Origin of the sequence: Variovorax sp. Sphag1AA, assembly GCF_014192575.1 — a bacterium.
Taxonomy (GTDB): domain Bacteria; phylum Pseudomonadota; class Gammaproteobacteria; order Burkholderiales; family Burkholderiaceae_C; genus Variovorax.
This window is the reverse complement of record NZ_JACHYC010000003.1, coordinates 307,211-325,817: the sequence shown is the minus strand read 5'-3', so window position 1 is coordinate 325,817 and position 18,607 is coordinate 307,211. Positions and strand designations below refer to the sequence as shown.

16 protein-coding genes are annotated in these 18,607 nt (G+C 65.4%); 9 read left to right on the top strand and 7 right to left on the bottom strand.

Annotation, left to right across the window (positions count from 1 at the left end):
* Positions 1-162: 162 nt before the first annotated feature.
* Both FHW64_RS13395 and FHW64_RS13390 read right to left on the bottom strand, forming a co-directional pair.
* Positions 163-1,116 carry a tripartite tricarboxylate transporter substrate binding protein gene (locus FHW64_RS13395; protein ID WP_184527894.1) on the bottom strand — a complete coding sequence of 318 codons (954 nt, stop codon included), beginning with the start codon at positions 1,114-1,116 and terminating at the stop codon, positions 163-165.
* A gap of 50 nt (positions 1,117-1,166) precedes the next feature.
* The gene (locus FHW64_RS13390) at positions 1,167-2,237 is read right to left on the bottom strand and encodes an LLM class flavin-dependent oxidoreductase (protein ID WP_184526877.1); all 1,071 of its coding nucleotides are present in this window, start codon (positions 2,235-2,237) and stop codon (positions 1,167-1,169) included.
* 109 nt (positions 2,238-2,346) lie between these two features.
* Between FHW64_RS13390 and FHW64_RS13385 the strand changes: the two genes are divergently transcribed.
* Complete coding sequence (locus tag FHW64_RS13385; RefSeq protein WP_184526875.1) at positions 2,347-3,309, top strand: LysR family transcriptional regulator; 963 nt, start codon at positions 2,347-2,349, stop codon at positions 3,307-3,309.
* Here the strand turns inward: FHW64_RS13385 and FHW64_RS13380 are convergent.
* Positions 3,306-4,217, bottom strand: a complete 912-nt coding sequence (locus FHW64_RS13380) for an SMP-30/gluconolactonase/LRE family protein (protein ID WP_260303798.1) — start codon at positions 4,215-4,217, stop codon at positions 3,306-3,308. The two genes, FHW64_RS13385 and FHW64_RS13380, sit on opposite strands and share 4 nt — an antisense overlap.
* Before the next feature lie 281 nt (positions 4,218-4,498).
* Between FHW64_RS13380 and FHW64_RS13375 the strand changes: the two genes are divergently transcribed.
* The 8 genes from FHW64_RS13375 to FHW64_RS13340 all read left to right on the top strand — a co-directional run bounded on the left by FHW64_RS13375 (position 4,499) and on the right by FHW64_RS13340 (position 13,579).
* Positions 4,499-5,509: a tripartite tricarboxylate transporter substrate binding protein gene (locus FHW64_RS13375; RefSeq protein ID WP_260303797.1), complete on the top strand. Its 1,011-nt coding sequence runs from the start codon at positions 4,499-4,501 to the stop codon at positions 5,507-5,509.
* 31 nt (positions 5,510-5,540) lie between these two features.
* Positions 5,541-6,311, top strand: coding sequence for an enoyl-CoA hydratase/isomerase family protein (locus FHW64_RS13370; protein WP_184526874.1), 771 nt, complete (start codon positions 5,541-5,543; stop codon positions 6,309-6,311).
* A gap of 2 nt (positions 6,312-6,313) precedes the next feature.
* On the top strand, positions 6,314-8,455 hold the full coding sequence (locus FHW64_RS13365; RefSeq protein ID WP_184526872.1) for an acetate--CoA ligase family protein: 2,142 nt from the start codon (positions 6,314-6,316) through the stop codon (positions 8,453-8,455).
* An 8-nt stretch (positions 8,456-8,463) separates the two neighbouring features.
* Entirely contained in the window at positions 8,464-9,669 is a 1,206-nt protein-coding gene (locus FHW64_RS13360) for an acyl-CoA dehydrogenase family protein (protein WP_184526870.1), read from the top strand.
* A gap of 154 nt (positions 9,670-9,823) precedes the next feature.
* Positions 9,824-10,789 (top strand): acyl-CoA dehydrogenase family protein, encoded by a 966-nt coding sequence (locus FHW64_RS13355; protein WP_184526868.1) that lies wholly within the window; start codon positions 9,824-9,826, stop codon positions 10,787-10,789.
* Between the two features lie 14 nt (positions 10,790-10,803).
* A complete protein-coding gene (locus tag FHW64_RS13350; RefSeq protein ID WP_184526866.1) occupies positions 10,804-11,565 on the top strand; it encodes an SDR family NAD(P)-dependent oxidoreductase in 762 nt (253 codons plus the stop codon).
* Between the two features lie 20 nt (positions 11,566-11,585).
* Positions 11,586-12,809: an SDR family oxidoreductase gene (locus FHW64_RS13345; RefSeq protein WP_184526864.1), complete on the top strand. Its 1,224-nt coding sequence runs from the start codon at positions 11,586-11,588 to the stop codon at positions 12,807-12,809.
* Positions 12,806-13,579 carry a carboxymuconolactone decarboxylase family protein gene (locus FHW64_RS13340; protein ID WP_184526862.1) on the top strand — a complete coding sequence of 258 codons (774 nt, stop codon included), beginning with the start codon at positions 12,806-12,808 and terminating at the stop codon, positions 13,577-13,579. The genes FHW64_RS13345 and FHW64_RS13340 overlap by 4 nt, the downstream gene beginning before the upstream one ends.
* On the opposite strand, the gene FHW64_RS13335 is transcribed toward FHW64_RS13340, so the two are convergent.
* From FHW64_RS13335 to FHW64_RS13320, 4 genes are all read right to left on the bottom strand, one after another.
* Entirely contained in the window at positions 13,551-14,513 is a 963-nt protein-coding gene (locus tag FHW64_RS13335) for a tripartite tricarboxylate transporter substrate binding protein (protein ID WP_184526860.1), read from the bottom strand. The genes FHW64_RS13340 and FHW64_RS13335 overlap by 29 nt on opposite strands.
* A 41-nt stretch (positions 14,514-14,554) precedes the next feature.
* Positions 14,555-15,775 carry a CaiB/BaiF CoA-transferase family protein gene (locus tag FHW64_RS13330; protein WP_184526859.1) on the bottom strand — a complete coding sequence of 407 codons (1,221 nt, stop codon included), beginning with the start codon at positions 15,773-15,775 and terminating at the stop codon, positions 14,555-14,557.
* A 101-nt stretch (positions 15,776-15,876) separates the two neighbouring features.
* The gene (locus tag FHW64_RS13325) at positions 15,877-17,016 is read right to left on the bottom strand and encodes a MaoC family dehydratase N-terminal domain-containing protein (RefSeq protein ID WP_184526857.1); all 1,140 of its coding nucleotides are present in this window, start codon (positions 17,014-17,016) and stop codon (positions 15,877-15,879) included.
* Positions 17,017-17,044: 28 nt separating this feature from the next.
* A complete protein-coding gene (locus FHW64_RS13320; protein WP_184526855.1) occupies positions 17,045-18,604 on the bottom strand; it encodes an acyl-CoA synthetase in 1,560 nt (519 codons plus the stop codon).
* Positions 18,605-18,607 lie beyond the last annotated feature (3 nt).

The window sequence follows — 18,607 nt, the reverse complement described above, 5'->3', positions numbered from 1 at the left end:
AAATTCTCTTGTTCGATCCCCCGGTCGTGAATACCGAAGGAACGTGATTCAGTCCTGCAAAAAACGGTGGGATGCGCGATGCGGACGCGCAAAAAAAAGACCGGAGCGTTTGGCTCCGGTCCGTTTGTGGTCGCAGGGAGCGCGACGGGCGCGCGGCCGTGCTTACTTTTCCTTGAGGTCCGTCGTGCGCGCGAGTCCCTGCCAGATGGCGGCGTCCCGCTTGATGGAAGCCGCGAACTGCTGCGCGCTCGCGCTTGCAGGGACGATCATGTTCTGTCCTTCGATCTTCTCGCGCACTGCGGGGGTCTGCTGCAGGCGATAGATCTCCGCGTTGAGCCGGTTGATGATTTCCGGCGGCGTTCCTGCCGGCGCGAACACGCCGTACCAGCCATCGGCCTCGAACTTGTAGCCCTGTTCCGAGAGCGTGGGCAGGTCCTTGGTCGCTGGCCAGCGTTGCGAGCCGGTCTGGCCCAGCCCGACCAGGCGGCCGGCCTTCATGTGCGGAATCGGCGATGCGATGTCGGTGAAGCCGACGCTGATGTTGTTGCCGATGAGATCGGTCACTTCCGACGTGAGCGTCTTGTACGGCGCATGCGGCATGTCGAGGCCATAGCGTGCCTTGATGCCTTCCATGGCGAGATGACCCGATGAACCGGTGCCCCAAGAACCGTAGGCCAGCTTGCCCGGATGCGCCTTGGCGTAGGCCACCATGTCCGCGAGGTTCTTGAACCCAGTGCTGGGATTGGCCACCAGCAGGATGCCGGCCGCGCCCACTTGCGCGACGGGGACCAGGTCCTTCTCCGCGTCGTAAGGCAGCTTCGGATGGATCACCGGGTTGATGAGGATCGCGGACGACGGCGCGAACAGCAGCGTGTAGCCGTCGCCGGGCGCCTTGGCGACCGCGTCGCAGGCGATCAGGCCATTGGCGCCCGCCTTCGGGTCCACCACCACCGGCTGCTTGAGCACTTCGGAGAGCGGCGCAGCAATGAGGCGCGCGAAGATGTCGCCGCCGGCACCGGACGAGCCCGCGACGATGATGCGGATCGGCCGGTTGGGCCAGTTGCCCGTGTTCGCATTCGTGTTCGCGAAGCTGTTGACGCCGGCGCCCAGCAGCATGCTGCCGAGCAGGACGGTGCGTCGGTTGATGGATGGTTGGGTCGGGGTCGTCATGCAAGTCTCCTGATTTGATTTGGGGCCAGTTCCTTCTGGATGGCCGGGATGATCTTTTCGCCCCAGAGCTCGATCTGCTTGAGCATCGTCTTCTGGTCGAAGTCGCCCAGCTGGGTCTGGATCGCGATGTGCTTGGGCTTGAGGATGCTGATCTCTTCAAGCATGCGGTCGATGACCTGGTTCACCGAGCCCACCGGCAGGTTGCTTCGCAGCTGCTCGATGGTGGGGTCCGTCTCGTACGGCACTTCCTTGATCATGTAGCCGTCGTCGGACTGCGAGCGGCGGTACTTCAGGCTCTCGGAGATGCGGCGCTGGAAGAGCGCGCATTGCAGGTAGGCGTCGATCTCGGCCTTGTTGTCGGACGCATAGGCGCAGCGCAGGAAGCCGAACTTCACGTCGCGGTCGAGGTCCTTGCCGTTCTCAGCGGCCACCTTCTCCAGCTTGCCGCGCACGCCGCGAATGGCCTCGGTGCCATTGAGCAGCGCGGTCACGAAGAGGTTGTAGTTCTCGCGGACCCCGCGGCTCAAGGTGGCCGGGTTGCCCGAGGTGATCCAGACCGGCGGCATCGGCTCCTGCACGCAACGCACCGCGATGGAGCTCGGCGGCATCTTGAGAAGCCGGCCCTCGTACGAAAAGATCTTCTGGGTCAAGCCCTTCGGAAGGATGTCGAGGAATTCGTTGTAGATCGCGCCCGAGTTGGCAATGTCGACGCCAAAGCGCTCGAATTCGAATTCCTGGTAGCCCGATCCGACGCCCAGATCCAGCCGGCCATTGGAGACCGTGTCCGCAAAACCGACCTCCGCCAGGAAGCGGGCCGGCTGATAGAGTGGCAGGATGCAGACGGCGGTGCCCAGGCGAATGCGCTGCGTCTTGGCCGCCATGTGGGCCACCATCATCAGCGGCGACGGCGAGAGCGAATAGTTGTTGAAATGATGCTCCGCGTACCAGGCATTGTCGAATCCAGCCTGTTCCGCAATCACGGTCTGCTGGATCGAGTTATTGATGACCTGCTGCGAAGTCTGGTGATACCCGCGCTGCTGGGCGAGAATAAATACGCCGAATTCCATTTTTGTCTCCGGGAAAATACCGCCCGCACGGATCGGGAAATTCTAGGGAGACGAACCGGATCGGCTATGACTGAAACTGCAGATCAGAACTGCATCAACTGGAGTATTCATGGATAGGTTGCGCGCCATGGAACTGTTCCTGTCGATCTCCCAGACAAAGAACTTTTCCGAGACCGCACGTCGCTTCGGCATCTCGGCGACAGGGGTGTCGCGGATGATCACGGACATCGAGGAAGAGCTGAAGGTCAAGCTGCTGCTGCGCTCCACGCGCCAGATTGCGCTGACCGAATCGGGGCAGGAATACGCGCGCCAGCTCGAGGGCATCCTCTGGCGCATCAACGAGCTGCAAAGCAACATCACCGCCATCAGCACCGCGCCGCAGGGTTCGCTTCGGGTGCATTCGCGGATGATGTTCGGCCTGGGCGTGCTGCCCAACCTGATCGCCGGCTTTCGCAAGCGCTACCCGGAGATCCACATCGAACTCACGCTCGGCGAAGCGGCTGTCGACCTGCGGCGCAACCAGTTCGACGTCGACTTCCGCATCTCGCCGCCGGTCGAGGCTGGCGTCAAGCGTCGCATGCTGTTCCAGAGCGATCGTTACCTGGTCGCATCGCCCGCCTACCTCGCCGGCAAGCCGGAGCTGACGGCACCCGAGAGCATCCTCGCGCACGACTGCCTGGCCTACCAGCTGCCCGGTGAGGAATACACCTGGCTCTTCAAGCAGCAGGGCTCACTCGAGCAGATTGCTTTCAAGCCTCGCCACATCACCAACAGCGGCATGGCCCTGCTGGAACTCGCCCGGCTTGGCGAAGGTATTGCGCTGCTCGACGACTACACAGTGCACAACGACATCCGGCAGGGACGCCTCGTGCGGGTGCTGAGCGACTACCGGATCAGCAACAAGGGCTTCGACGAGGGCATGTACGCCACCATCCTCGACACGCCGATCATTCCCGCCAAGATCCGCCTCTTCCTGGACTTCGTGGCGGAGCATGTGGCCGGACCCGAGCTGCGGTTCTCGGCCCACGGCAACGCGGCGGGCCTCGATCGCCCGCCGGCCGGCTCGCCCTAAAGCGGCAGGCGGCACACAGGGCGCGCGACGCCCCGGAAGCCCACTCCCGTCAGTTTCAGCACCGCGCCATCCATCGGCCCAGATGCGCTGAGGCGCCCGCTGGCGCTGATGCTGGTGACGAACAGATCCGCCATGTCGGGACCGCCGAAGCACAGCGCGCTCGGGTAGGTCACCGGCAGATCGATGCGGTGCGTGAGCCGGCCCTGCATGTCGAAGCGGCCTAGCGCGCCGACGCGGACCAGCGCGGTCCACAGGCCGCCTTCGCTGTCGAACGTGCAGCCGTCCGGGCCGGAGTCGCAGGCGTCCGTCCGGACGAAGACCTGCTTGTCGGCGAGCGCTCCGTCCGCCGTGATCGCATACGAATAGATCACCCGCGCCGCACTGTCCGCCACGTGCAAGCGCCCATTCACCGGATTCACGCACGGCCCGTTCGCGATGTCGATGCCGTCGTCGAGCTTGTGCAGGCGCAGCGCGGTGTCGAGGCGGTACAGCCCGCCGAGCGCCGGCTCGCCCTCTTCGCGAAACACATGCATGGTGCCGGTCACGAAGCTGCCGTCGGCCAGCGCCGTGCCGTCATTGATTCGCAGGTTCGGATGGCTGGCGTCGATGCGCGCCAGCGACTGCAGCTTGCCGGTGCGCAGGTTCAGCGCCGCGATTTCTTCCTTAAGCGACAGCACGATGCAATCGCCGCCGTCACCGTTGAACGCAAAAGAGCCGAGGGGCGCAGGCGCTTCATGCCGCGCCGTCACCTCGCCGGTCTCCGGGTCCAGCGCGAGGACCAGTCCCTGCCGGCAATCCAGGAGCCAAAGCCGGCCGCCGTGCCACATCGGGCATTCGCCCAATGCCAGTTTCAAATTGCCGAGGCGCTGAATTTCCATTTGATTTTCCTGGCGCTCAAATTCGCTCATCAATTAATTGAATTAATTTGGCGGCGAATTCGAATTGAATTGGTTTCCGTAGACGGACCCCTGCGCCGGCGCATCGTAGCAGTCCCCTCGCGGGGCACTCCTTCATTTTTTGCAGAACACTCCTTCAGGATAAAGGGAGACCGAATTGGGGTGCGATTTCTATAATTTTCCGCAAGAGACAAACAACAGAATTCCCTTCAGGCGAAGGCCCGTTTGTCGAAAGCGTCCTTTTATTTCAGACGGGTGCCGCATCCAGCCGGCCCCTGTTGCCGAGGTGATGTATGAGCGATGAATGGGTTTGCGCAAAGCCGGCTGCCATGGTCTCCATGGGTCGTCGCGCGCTGCTCGGCATGGCCGTGTTCTGCGCCGCGGCGAGTTCGCTGCCTGTGGCGGCGCAGGCGCAGCACTATCCCTCGAAGCCGCTCAAGCTGATCGTGCCCTACCCCCCGGGCGCCGCGACCGACAACATCGCACGCGCCTTCGGCCAGGAACTCGCGAAGATCGTGGGCCAGCCGGTGATCGTCGAGAACCGCCCCGGCGGCGGCTCGTCGGTCGGCATCGTGGCCGCGAAGGGCCAACCCGCCGATGGCTACACCCTGCTGGTGCGCGCCGAGGGCTTCTACAGCGCCAAGATCGCCACACCCACCCTGGCCTACGAGTTCTCCGACTTCGAGATCCTCGCGCCGCTGGCGCAGAGCAGCTATGCCTTCATCGTGGCCGCAGATCGCGGTTGGAAGCGGCTCGACGACCTCAAGAATGCGCACCGCGAAATCGACGTCGGCAGTCTCGATCTCGGCGTGGGCGTCTATTCGATGCTGGCCGCGAGGATGGCCAGGGACATGGGCATCCAGTACCGCGCCATTCCGTTCAAGGGTGGCGCCGAAGGACTCACCGCGATCCTCGCGGGCCAGATCGACGCCTACTTCACGACGATCGGCACCACCCAGGCGGTGAAGGACAGCCCCAAGGTCAAGGTGCTGGCCACCACCGGCGTGCCCGGCAGCAACAACTTCCTGCCCGGCGTGAAGACCTTCCAGGAACTCGGCCTGCCCAACATGGCGTTCAGCAGCAGCTACAGCCTGAACGTGCGGAGCGACACGCCGGCCCCGATCAAGGAACAGCTCTCGCGCGCCGTGCAACAGGCCCTCTCATCCGAGGCCATGAAGACCGCACGCCGGCAGCTCTACCTGGAACCGTACGCCGGCAGCGTCGAGGACTACAAGCGCGACCAGACGCGTGTGCTGAAGGAATTCGAGGCCGTTGCGGCCGAAGACAACAAAGCGGCCAGGTAACCAAGGCGGCTCTCTTTTTTTGAGGTGATGTATGAGTGATCAATGGGTTCGTTTGGAAGTCTCCGAGGGCGTCGCCCTCGTCACGATGGACCGCAAGCCGGTCAATGCGCTGAATCGCGAGATGCGCCGCCAGTTGGTGGCCACGTTCGACGCCATCTCCGAGCGTGAGGACATCCGCTGCGCCGTGCTGACCGGCACCGGCAGCGTCTTCTGCGCGGGCGCGGACTTGAAGGACCGTCCCGACAACACCGTCGCCGGCGACTTCCTCGATCACAACCGCATCACGCGCGAGACCGGCAATGCGATCCGCGAATGCGCCAAGCCGGTGATCGCGGCGATCAACGGCACTGCGCTCGGCGCAGGGCTCGGCCTCGCGGCATCGTGCGACATCCTGTATGCGTCGGAGAACGTCACCGTGGGCATGCCCGAGATCAACGTCGGGCTGGCCGGCGGCGCCTCGATGCTCAAGACGCTGTTCGGTCGCTCCACGCTGCGCCGCATGTTCTTCACCGGCCAGCGCCTGACCGCCGAAGAGCTCTTCCGCCGCAACGTGATCGAGGAAGTGGTCTCCGAAAAGGATCTGCTGCCGGTGGCGATGGCACTCGCACGCGAGATCGCATCGAAGGCACCGCTGGCCATCATCTATGCCAAGCGCGCAGCCAACATGGTCGACCTGATGCCCCAGCGCGATGCGTACCGCTTCGAACAGGAGTTCACCGTCGCACTCTCGAAGACCGAAGACGCGCGTGAAGCGCGCATGGCCTTCCTCGAGAAGCGCACGCCGGTCTTCAAGGGGCGTTGAACATGCTGACCCAGGTTCAGGCCGCGCCGGGCGCGGGGCTCGAAGCGTTCTTCAACGCAAGCAGCGTTGCGGTGATCGGTGCATCCGACGACGTGACCAAGATCGGCGGCCGTCCCGTGCAGCTGCTGCGCAAGTACGGCTACGCCGGCGCGATCTATCCCATCAACCCCAAGGGCGGGACCATCCAGGGACTGCAGGCCTACGCCTCGGTGCTTGAAACGCCCACCGCGCCTGAGCTCGCCATCGTGGCAGTGCCCGCGAACGCAACCCTGCAGGCCGTTCGTGATTGCGGCAGCCGCGGCGTGCGCGGTGTGGTCGTTCTCTCCACCGGCTTTGCTGAAGCGGGTCCGGAAGGCGCAGAGATGCAAGCCGAACTGGTGCGCGTCGCGCGCAACCATGGCATGCGCCTGCTGGGCCCGAACTGCCTCGGCGCAGTGAACGTCGTGGATCGGCTGGTCGCTTCGTTCTCCATCGCGCTCGAACAAAGCATGCCGCCCGCCGGCCATGTGGGCATCGTTTCGCAGTCCGGCAACATCGGCAGCTTCACGATGCGCTGCATGGCCGATCGCGGCCTCGGCGTGAGCCGGTTCATCGCCACCGGCAACGAAGCCGATGTGGATGTGGCCGATGGCATCGCCGCCCTGGCGAACGATTCCGCCACCCGCATCATCCTGTGCTGCATGGAGACCTGCCGCGACGCAGGACGGTTGATCGAGGCCTTGGACATGGCACGCCGCCAGCGCAAGCCGGTGATCGCGCTGAAGATCGGCGCCACGGAACAAGGCCAGGCCGCGGCCGCTTCGCACACCGGCGCGCTGATGGGTTCGGACGCAGTGTTCGATGCCGTCTTCCAGCGCTACGGCGTGCTGCGCGTGCGCTCGTTCGAAGAACTGCTTGACGTCGGCCATGCTGCCGCCCTGCTGGGTGCGGATCGCCTGCCCTCCACGGATGCGGTGACGCTGGTGGCTGCATCCGGCGGCTTCGGAATCATGATGGCCGACGCGATGGTGGAAGCCGGCATGACGCTTCCGCAACTGGCCGACAGCACCAAGGCGCTGATCCGCGAGGCCGTGCCGCAAGCCGGCACCAACAACCCGGTGGACGCATCGGCGCAGATGTCCGCCCGCCCGGACATCCTGCTCAAGATGCTCACCGCGCTGCAGAGCGATGCCGGCGGCAGCACGCTGGTCCTGCTGCTCGCACTGTCGCTCTACAACCCGCGCCTGCGTGGCGTGTACATGGAAGCGTTGTCGAAGATTCGCGAGAGCCATCCCGATCGCCTGATGGTCCTCATCAGCAAGGGGCCGGCCGATGCGGTGGCCGAGATCAATGCGCTGGGCATTCCGGTGTTCCCGAGCATTCCTGCAGCCGCCAACGGCATGGCCGGGCTGGTTCGGCTGGGGCAACTTGCCAGCCTCTCTCCTGCGGCTGCGTACAGCGGCCCTGTCGAGAAGGTGGACGCGGCCGTGTTCCGCAACGAGTTCCACGCCAAGAAGGCACTGGCAGCCGCCGGCATCAGCGTGCCACGTGAAGAGGTGGTCTCGTCCGCCGACGACGCAGTGCGCAGCGCGCGTGCGACGAGCTATCCGGTGGTCCTCAAGATTGCATCGGAAGACATCGCCCACAAGACCGAGATTGGCGGGGTGGCACTCGACCTGAAGGACGACGACGCAGTGCGTCAGGCCTACGACCGCGTGATGGCCAATGCACGCCAGCATGCGCCGAAAGCGCGCCTCGACGGCGTGCTCGTGGCACCGATGGTGCGCGGCGGCGTGGAACTGATCGCCGGCGTCTCGCGCGACCCGGTGTTCGGCCCCGTGGTGATGGTCGGAATGGGCGGCATCTACGCCGAGATCCTGAAGGACGTCGCGGTGCAGGTCGCGCCGGTCTCCGAGGAAGAGGCTGCGCGGATGATCCGCAGCCTCCGCATGTTCCCGCTGCTGAATGGCGCCCGGGGTCAGGCCAAGGCCGACGTGGCCGCAGCCGCGCGCACGGTGGCAAGGCTCTCGGAGTTCGCATGCCGGCATGCCGACGACGTGGCCGAGATCGACATGAACCCGATCCTGGTCAAACCGGAAGGCGAAGGCGTGCTCGTACTCGATGCGCTGATGGTTCCCACCTCTTCCAACACCCCTGGACATTGAAGGCACTCATGCACACGGAAAAAAACCCGGCCATCCCCGACGCTTCGGCGGGCCCGGCCGTCTACCGACAGTACGCGCGCGAGTGGCTGCGCGCCAATCTGCCCGAGCACATGCGTGCCGACAGCCTAGCGTATCGCACGCCCACGGTGGATGAATGCCGCGACTGGGAGGCGTCGATGTACGACGCGGGCCTCGCCGGCATGACGTGGCCCAAGGTGTATGGCGGGCTTGGACTCACGCTGCGCGAGCACCTCGTCGTCAACAAGGAAGTGGGCGCGCTCGCCATGCCCGAGAGCGTGAGCTCGATCGGCAAGGAACTCGCGGGCCCGATCATCCAGACCGTGGGAACGGAAGAGCAGAAGCAGTTCTTCCTGCCGCGCATCCTTTCGATGCGCAACTACTGGTGTCAGGGCTTCTCCGAGCCCGATGCCGGCTCCGACCTCGCGCGCCTGCGGACCAAGGCGGTGCAGGAAGGCGACACCTGGCGCATCAACGGCCAGAAGATCTGGACCAGCGGCGCGGCCAAGGCGCACTACTGCCTGCTCCTGACCCGCACCGGCACCGTCGCCGACAAGCACCGCGGCCTCCTGATGTTCGCGGTGCCCATGGACACGCCCGGCATTCGCGTGGTGCCGATCAAGTCGATCGACGGCAAGGAGTCGTTCGCCGAAGTCTTCTTCGACAACGTCGTGGTGCCCGACAGCGCGCGTCTCGGCACGCCAGACGAAGGGTGGAACGCCGCGATCCGCGTGCTGTCGATCGAACGTGCAACCAACCGCATGTACCGCGCATGGCGCTTCGAGTGCGAGCTGCGCCAGCTCATCGCCGCGTGCAAGTCCGACCCCGAGCTGTCGAAGCTGCTCGACGATGGCTACTACCAGCGCCGCATCGGCGATGTGCTGGGCGAGATCGATGCCCTCAAGGGGCTGGTCGAGCGCACGGTCGATCAGCTCATGGCCGGCGACAAGATCGGCGCCCGCGGGTCCTTGACCAAGCTGCACTGGTCCGAATGCCACCAGGCGTTCATGGGTCTGGCGCTTTCGATCGTCTCGAAAGTGACCCCGCGATCGAGTGCACTGGCCCAACGTGCCCGCAAGCACTTCACCACGGCCTACCTCTTCGCGCGGGCCGAAACCATCTATGCCGGCACCACCGAAGTGCAGTTGGACATCATTGCCCAACGCATCATGGATTTGCCCAAGGACCTCAAATGAAGCTCACCCCCAGGCTCGCGCACTTCGTGTCACTCTCCACCCCCTCTCCGGGGGCAACCCCGGCGGCCCGGCAAAGCCGGTTCCGCGGGGTTCCTGGGTTCGCATGCACGAGTTTCATGCGTGGCCGCACGTTCAACGCACCGGAGCAACTGAAATGAGCGGAATGGACAACGACCTCAAACCCGAAGAGTTCGCACAGGCCGCGGCCGATGCGATCGCCGATGCACAGGCCCGCGACTTCCGCGAAGCAGCCGCAGTCCTGGCCAACGCGGGACTGTGCGGCGTGTGTGCAAGCGAAGGTGCCGGCGGACTCGCGCTGGGCATCGAGTTCGCGCTGCCCATCGTGGCGGAGGCGGGCAAGCTGCGCCTTCAGTGGCCACTACTCGAAACGCTCCTGATCGCCAAGGCGCTCGGCGATTCACCGCTTGCTGCAGAACTCGCCGGCGGCACGCGCGTCGCGACCTGGGCACTGCAGGGAAGCCTGCAGGAAGGCTTCGCAGGCCATGCGCGCCATGCACGCCACTGCGACTGGGTGCTGGTCGCCAACGGCAATGGAGGCGCGGCCCTGCTCGACCTCGCTTCCATCGAGATCCAGGACGATGTCGCGCTCGACCCGGACTATCCGCAGTCATGGCTCATGCTGGGGAAGGCCAAGGTGCTGGCCGAGATCGATGCGGCGGCTTTCGCCACGCTACAGCGCGACGGTGAAATCCTGATCGCCGGACTGGTCAACGGTGCGGCCGAAGGTGCACTCGCCACCACCGCCAGTTATATGGCGACCCGCGTGCAGTTCGGGCGGCCTCTCTCGGCCAAGCAGGCCGTGCGGCACCTGCTCGCTCGGATGCGGCTGGTACAGGAGGCCTCCAGCGCCGGCATCCAGCGTGTACTGCACACGGACGAATACGGCCATGTGCGCGCGACCGGCCCGGTGCTTTCCAACGCCCTCACGAATGCGGCTTTCGTGCTCGAGAAATCCATCCACCTGCACGGCGGGATGGGCTTCACCTGGGAAGTGCCCCTGCACTACGCGCTGCGCGAAGTGCGCAAGTTCGATGCGGCGTTCGGATCGGGATCGCTCGCGCAGCAAGCCGGACTGGACTTCATCCAGTCCGCAGCATGAATCAAGGAGTTCGAATGAATCAGGACCTGCTCGGCCGCGTGGCCCTCATCACCGGCGCGGGCGCCGGCATCGGTCGCGAGACTGCACTGCAGATGGGCGCCCGCGGTGCCATCGTCTGCGTGAACGACATCAAGGAAGAACTGGTCATCCCGGTGGTGGACACCATCAAGGACCGCGGCGGAAAGGCGTTCGCGGTGCCGATGAACATCGCAAGCCGCGAAGGCATTCGCGATGCAATCCGCAGCGCGTTCGAGCAGGGCGGCGGGCGCTTCGACATCCTGGTCAACAACGCGGCCTGGGTTCGCTACCAGGCCATCCCCGAAATCATGCCGGAGACGATGGACCGCATGCTGGACGTCGGCTTCAAGTCGGTCGTCTGGAGCCTGCAGGAAGCGGTCGCCGTGATGGACCCGCAGCGCGGTGGCTCGATCGTGAACGTGGCCTCTGTTGCCGCTCTGCGGTCGGCGGCCAACTCGGTGGTCTATTCGGGCATCAAGTCCGGGATCATGGGGATCACGCGCGCGGCAGCGGCGGAACTCGGGGCGCGCAACATCCGCGTCAATGCGGTGTGCCCTTCTGCCGTTCCCACCGAAGGCACGCAGCGCAACCGCGACGCCGCGCGCGACGCCAATCGCATCGCCCGCACGCCGCTGGGACGCCTCGGCACGGTGGAAGACATCGCGCGCGCCATCTGCTTCCTTTCGAGCGACGACGCAGGATTCATCACCGCGCAAGGCCTGACGGTGGACGGCGGTATCACGCTGACCAACATCTGAAGCACGAGGAACACGCGCTGATGCAGACGGTCCTCATCACCGGTGCCGCTTCGGGCATCGGCCGCGATGCCGCGCGACTCTTCGCCGCCGCGGGCTGGCAATGTGTACTCGTCGATCACAACGAAGCGGCGTTGCATGCGCTGGGGCGGACGCTGCCTTCGCCGGCTTCTTGCGCGCATGTGCTGCGCACGATCGACCTCACCGATGCGGCGCAGGTCGCATCGCTTCGCGACGGCACGCCGGCACTCGACGCCATCCTCAACAACGCCGGCATGTCCGATGCGTCGAACACGCCGCTGGTCGAACAGTCCCCGGCGCAGATGGCCCGACTGCTCGCGCTCAACCTGGCTGCGCCGGCGGCCGTGATCGACGCGTGCACGCCTCTGATCAAGCCCGGCGCGCGAATCGTGAATGTCTCGTCTGGCGCCGGCCTGAACGCCATTCCATGGCGGGGCGCCTACAGCCCGAGCAAGGCGGGACTCATCGCCCAGACGCGCGCGCTCGCAGCAGCACGCCCCGACTGGTGCGTGACGGTGCTTGCACCCGGTTTCGTGCGGACCGAGTTGGTGGATGGCTTGATCCAGGCCGGCCGCATCAAGCCCGAGAACGCCGTCGGAAAAATCCCGCTCGGCCGCATGGCCCTCCCTGCCGAGATGGCGCAGGCGCTCTTCTTTCTTGCAACCCCCGGAGCAGCGCCCCTGCATGGACAGGTGCTGGCGTTCAACGGCGGCTCCTCCGTGTTCGGAGGCAGCCAGCGCTTCGAGCCGGCCACGCTGGAGCCGTTGCCCTTGGACCTGCCGGTGCGACTCGAAGTCGTGGGCGGCGATGGCGCTGCGTGGCAAGCCTTGGCGACCAAACCGGCAACCGGTCCGCACTATGACGCGTGCCTCGACCTGTCCCCACTGTCTTGCAAAGGACCGGGTCTGCTGCAGGCAGTGCACGCCGCGGCCGTGCGCTTTCATACCCGCAATGCGCAACAGGCCAGTCTGACGTTGCTCTTGCCCCGGACCCGCAACACCCGCTGGCAAGACGCCGGCGACGCCGCAGCCGCACGCATGCTGGTCTCGACGCTCGCCTGCGAGTGGGGTGGTCGCGCGCTACGCATCAATGCGCTGGAAGTGCCTGAAGGCCTCGATCCGGACTCGCTGCACCCGCTGCTGCGCTTCGTCTGCGGCCCCGCTGCGCAGTACCTGACCGGACAGACGCTCGTTTGCGGTAGCACCGCACTTGGAGATACACGATGAGTGCGCAACCACACGACATCACCGATCCCGAGCTCGCGCGGATCAAGGCGACCTTCATCGCAGAGCGCGGCTACTGGCGCCCATGGACCGAGACCATGCTGCAGGCGTGCCCCGGCTTCGTGGAGCAGTACGCGCACTACGCCGGCTACCCCGCACGCACCGGCCCGCTCTCGCCGCGCATGGTCGAGCTCATCTATGTGGCGCTCGACAGCTCCTCGTCGCACCTCTTCGAATCGGGGTTGCAGACGCACATGAAGAAGGCGCTCGAAGTCGGCGTGACACAGTCCGACATCTTCGACGTGCTGCACCTTGTTGCGGTGCAGGGCGCCGTCAGCGTGGGCCAGGCTGCCGACATCCTTGCGGAGCTTGTCGGCACAAACGAAGCTGCTCCCATCGATGACGCACTTCAGGCCCGCATCGATTCGCTCGGGCCCACGCATGCGCTTTCTCTTGCCGCCGTGGCAAGGATGGATCCGGGCTATGCAGAGGCGCTGCTCGACTTCATCGACAAGGGCCGGCCGGGAACGGGGTTGAGCCCTGCGGAGCGCAGTCTGGTCCAGGTGGCCTTGCACGCGTGCTTCACGGCCTTCAATCCCGATGCGACGAAGCAGATGCTGTCTGTGGCGCTGTCACAAGGCGTCGCACCCGCCGAACTACTGCAGGCGATCCAGCTCGGATCGCATCTGGCGGTGCATGGCACGGCGCTGGGTGCGAATGTCTTTGCGTCCGTGCATCGCAGCCCTACTCCAGCTTCATCCCCGCGCTCTTGATGAGTGGGCCCCACTTCTCGCGTTCGCTGCGGGCGAAGCGGTCGAGGCTGTCGGGCGTCCCGCCCGCCGGCTCATGGCCAAGGTCCAGAAGTCGCTGCCGTGCCTCGGGCAACGCGAGGACCTTGAGGATCTCCGCATTGAGTTTCTGAACGATGGCCGCAGGCGTACCGCGCGGCGCATAGAGCCCGTTCCATGCGACGACCTGGAAACCCTCCAGCCCCTGGCTGGCGGCCGGCTGGGTGCCCGGCAGAAGCGCCGAGTCCTTGAGCGACGTCACTGCCAGCGCCTTGAGCTTGCCGTTCGCGATGAAGGGCCTCGCCGCGCTCGCCGTGTCGATGCCGACCATCACCTGCCCGCCCATGAGATCGGTCATGGAGCTGCCAGAGCCCTTGTAGGGGACGGAGCGCATGACGGCGCCGCTCTGCTTCTGCATCAACTCGAGCACCAGTCGCGAGGTCGTGCTCGGCAGACCGACGTTGACGGTGTCGGGCCGCGCCTTGGCGTCCGCGAGCAGGTCCGCCATGTTCTTGTAGGGCGCGTTCGGGTTCGCGAGGATCACCATCGGAAAGGTGCTCACCAATACGACCGGCTCGAAGTCCTTCTCGGGGTCGAAAGGCATCGACGGATAGAGAAACTGGTTGAGCACATGGGTTCCGTTGGTTCCCATCAGCAGGGTGTAGCCGTCGGGCGCGGCGCGCGCCACTTCGGCCGCTCCGATGTTTCCACCGGCACCCGCGCGGTTGTCGATCACCAGCGGTTGGCCCAGAGCGCGGCCCAGGTGTTCGGCGAGATAGCGGGTTGCAACATCGGTCCCCTGGCCTGCCTGATAGGGAACGACGACCCGTATCGGCCTCGTTGGATAGGCTTGGGCAGAGGCGAAAGAAGAAATCAAGAGCGCTACCAGCGCGATCAAGATGCTGACGATCCGTTTCATTGCTTAGTCTCCTTTATGTTTGTTTGCGCACCTGCCCTGCTTCAGGGCACTGCTTCCGGACAGACGTCGCTCGCTTTCAGATGGCCGATCTGTCCCGGATCGAATCCGGCTTCATCGAGAACCTCTTGCGCATGCTGGCCAAAGCGCGGCGGCGGCCGGCCTGGCCGGCCAGGCGTTCGTGAAAGGCGCACCGGGATGCCGATGCCCCTGTAGCCGTCGCTGCTCACGCTCATGCCGCGATGCATCGCATGCGCCTGCGAGAAGGCCTCCGGCACGGTATGGACGGGCCCGACCGGCACGCCGCTTCGCATCAACGCGCTGCACACCGCTTCCCGCTTCCAGCCGGAAAGCACGGCTTCGATCTCCTGCCGCAGCGCATCGCGGTGCTGCAGGCGCGCGGCATTGGTCGCGAAACGCGGATCGCCCGCAAGATCCGGAAGATCCACCACGGTGCAGAACCTGGCGAACTGCCGATCGTTGAGGATGCCGAGAAAGACCTGTCCGTCCTCGCACTGGAACTTGTCGTACGGCGCAATGTTCGGATGCGCGCTGCCGAGCAGGCCGGGAACCTGCCCAGAGTGCATCCAGTTGGCACCGTGCGGCACCAGCAGGCTCAGCGCGGTGTCGAACAGCGTGGCTTCCACGCGCTGGCCGAGACCCGTTCGATCCCGGTGGTGCAGCGCCAGCAGGATGCCCGTCAGTGCGGTGTAGCCCGTCAGGTGGTCGACGATCGGGATGCCCATGCGCGTCGGGCCCGAGGCAGGATCGCCGTTCACGCTCATGAGCCCGCACATGGCCTGCAGCACGGCGTCGTAGCCCGGCAGGCCGCCGAGCGGGCCGTCGGCACCGAAGCCCGAGATCGAGCAATAGATGAGGCCGGGAAAGCGCGGCTTCAGCTCGTCCTCGAAATCCAGTCCCCAGCGCTGCATCGTCCCCGGAATGAAGTTCTCGATGAGCACGTCGGCGTCTTGCAGAAGACGCAGCAGCGTTTCGCGGCCCTCGGGGTGCGCAAGGTTCAGCGCCATTCCGCGCTTGCCGCGGTTGACTGCGGTGAAGTAGGCCGCATCGCCGTCGTCGTTGAACGGCGGGCCGAGCGTCCGCGTCTCGTCGCCGGCCGGCGGCTCGATCTTGATCACGTCGGCGCCATGATCGGAAAGGATCTGGGTGCACAAGGGACCCGCGAGGACTCTGGACAGGTCGATGACCCGCAGCCCTGCGAGCGCCCCGTTCCCGTGGGCACCTCGCCCTGAAGTAGTTGGCATGGCTGATCCGAGAGGGATCGCCCTGGCAGCCGGCGCGAACCGAGCCGCAAGGCAATCCGATTTGCAACCCAACCTGCGCCCCCGCACGGGGGCGAGGCCACTCAGCCGCGCGAAGGCAGCTCGACGATGCCCGAGCCGATCACCGACAGCTCGTCGTCCTGGTTGTGAGCTTCCTGCGAAATCTCCACGAGGTGGCGTCCGTTCTCGACGAACTTGCGCTTGACGTAACCCTTGATGAACAGCATGTCGCCCTCGGGGTTGTGGCGGCGGATCTTGCAGTGCGCCTTGCGCAGGAAGCCGTCGTCGCCCATCCAGTTCGTCAGGTGGTGCGTGAGCCACGAGGTGCGCTCCGGACCGTAGTCGTAGGCACCAGGCGCGCCAACCTCGAGCGCGAAGTCCTCTTCCCAGTGGACGCGCTCAGGCACGTCGGGAATGCCGAAGCGGTTCGTGATGCCAACGCCGGGATGCGCATCGATGAGTTTCCACGCCAGCTTGTTGGCCCGGATGTAGAGGCCTCCCCAGCCTTGCGCGTAGGCAATGAAGCCGGTCACGGTCATCGGCCCCTTGAACATCACCGGCAGGGCTTCGCCCTCCTTCACGTCTTCCCAGTAGCGAGGCGTGCTGCCGCGGACTTCTTCCTTGGCATAGAGCTTGTAGGCTTCCTGGATCTCCTCGGTCGAGTAGCGGCGCGGCGCGCGTGCGCGCACTTCCTTGTACTTGCTGCCCTGCTCGCGCGCATGGTCGCGCTCGGTGCGGAAGCACCAGCTGTCCGCCTCGGCCACCTTGTCGCCTTCCTGATTGAAGAAGTCGACGTGATAGATCTGCTGCACCGCGCGGCCGGCAAAGCGCGTCTGATGCTCGATCAGGTCCTTGAGGTAGGCCTCGGTCCTGATGGTGTCGTTGCGATTGACGGGCTTGTGCCATTCCCAGTCGGCGCCCGACCACATTGCGTGGACGCCCGGCAGGCCGCCGACATAGCCGGAGACGATCCGGCTCGTGGAGAACAGGAAGCTCGGCAGCGCGATGATGCCGCCGTACTTCGTCTTCGCGGCGTAGTCCGGATCGCACCACAGCGGGTTGTCGTCGCCAATGCCGTGTGCGTAGTGGCGGATGTTGTCGCGCGTCGCCTCATAGCACCACGGTTCGGCCGTTGCGCCAATCTTCTGACCGATGCGCTCCCTCAGCTCGTCCAGGCCGTTATCGGTGATCTTCGGGAAGGTTCTTTCTGTGGTGGTGGACATGCCGTCTCCTGTTGAATAAATGGGGGGATTACGAATGGGCGGATGCGCCGGCCGCTTCCTGCTCGCGCAGCTTCTTGCGGTGGATCTTTCCGGCGGGGGTCTTCGGCAGTTCTGCGACGAACGCGACCTGCCTCGGGTACTCGTGCTGGCTCAGGCGGGTGCGGACCGCCTCCTGGATCTCTTCGATGAATTGCTCGCCCGCCGGTCGGTCGGACACGACGAAAGCCTTGACCACCAGTCCGCGCAGCGCGTCCGGCACGCCGATGGCGGCGGCTTCCTTGACGTCGGGATGCTTGAGGATCGCGTCCTCGACTTCGACCGCGCCGATGGTCCAGCCGGCCGAGATGATCACGTCGTCCGCGCGACCGCCGTGCCAGAAGTAGCCGTCCTCGTCGACGCGGCCAAGATCCTTCGTCGCGACCCATTCGCCACGGCGCCAGAGCTTCAGCTCGCCCGTCACGCCGGGTGCGCACGCATTGCCGCTGGCGTCGTGCACCTCGACGCGAAGTCCTGGTATCGGCTTTCCGAGCGAACCGGACTTGACCGGGAAGTCGGCGGCACCGGGGTAGGACACCAGGCACACGCCGATCTCCGTGGTGCCGTACATGCTGCAGGCCTTGTGGCCGAAGGTTGCCTCGATGAATGCGGCGGTCTCGCTGTCGATGGGCTCGCCGGTGAACGACACCTTGTCGAGGACGTACCCGTACTTCGACGCCGCACCCGAGTTGCGCATCATCCGGTAGTGCGTTGCCGCGGCAGACAGGTTGTTGAACCGATGCGACGCCAGTGCCTGCAGCAACCGTTCGCCGTTGAACTTGCCGGCGTAGGCGCCGATCGTCACGCCCATCGCAAGCGGCGCCAGCGTTCCGTGCCAGAGGCCATGACCCCAGGCCGATGACGACGGGCACATGAAGCGATCGCCCGGCCGTACGCCGGTTCCGTACAACGCGGCGAGCATCAGCGTGACGATGGCCCGGTGCGTGTGCTTGACGGCGTCCGGCAGCTCCCGCGTGGTGCCGGATGTGTACTGGAAGATCGCAAGGTCGTCGGCCCGCGTGTTCACGTCGAAGCGCGACGGGAAGCGTTCGAGCGATGCGACAAAGGCATCGTCCGCAACCACCACCTTGAGGCCATCGGATGCGGGCACGACTTCGGCCTTCTCGTGGTTCGTCACGAGCAGCCTGGGCTTGCAGTCCTGCACCCGAAGGCGAATGCCGTCCGGACCGAACAGCGTGAAGAGCGGGACTGCGATCGCCCCCATCTTGATCGCGCCGAAGATGGCCACGTAGAAGGCCAGGGAAGGCTCCAGCATCACGGCGACGCGGTCGCCCGGCTGGATGCCCTGCTCCGCGAGGAAGTGCGCGAATCGCGACGACCCTTCCGAGATCTGCCGGAAGGTGAGCGTCTCGTCTTCGCCATTGGCACGCACCAGGATCACGGCCTCGTTGTCGCCGTCCACATGGCGATCGATGCACTCGTGCGCAATGTTCATGCGCTGCGCGTCGCCATCAAACAGTTCCCACAGGCCCGCGGTGTTGCAGTGCGCCTGCGCATCCGCATAGGAGGTGAACTCCGTCAGTTTCGTCATCGC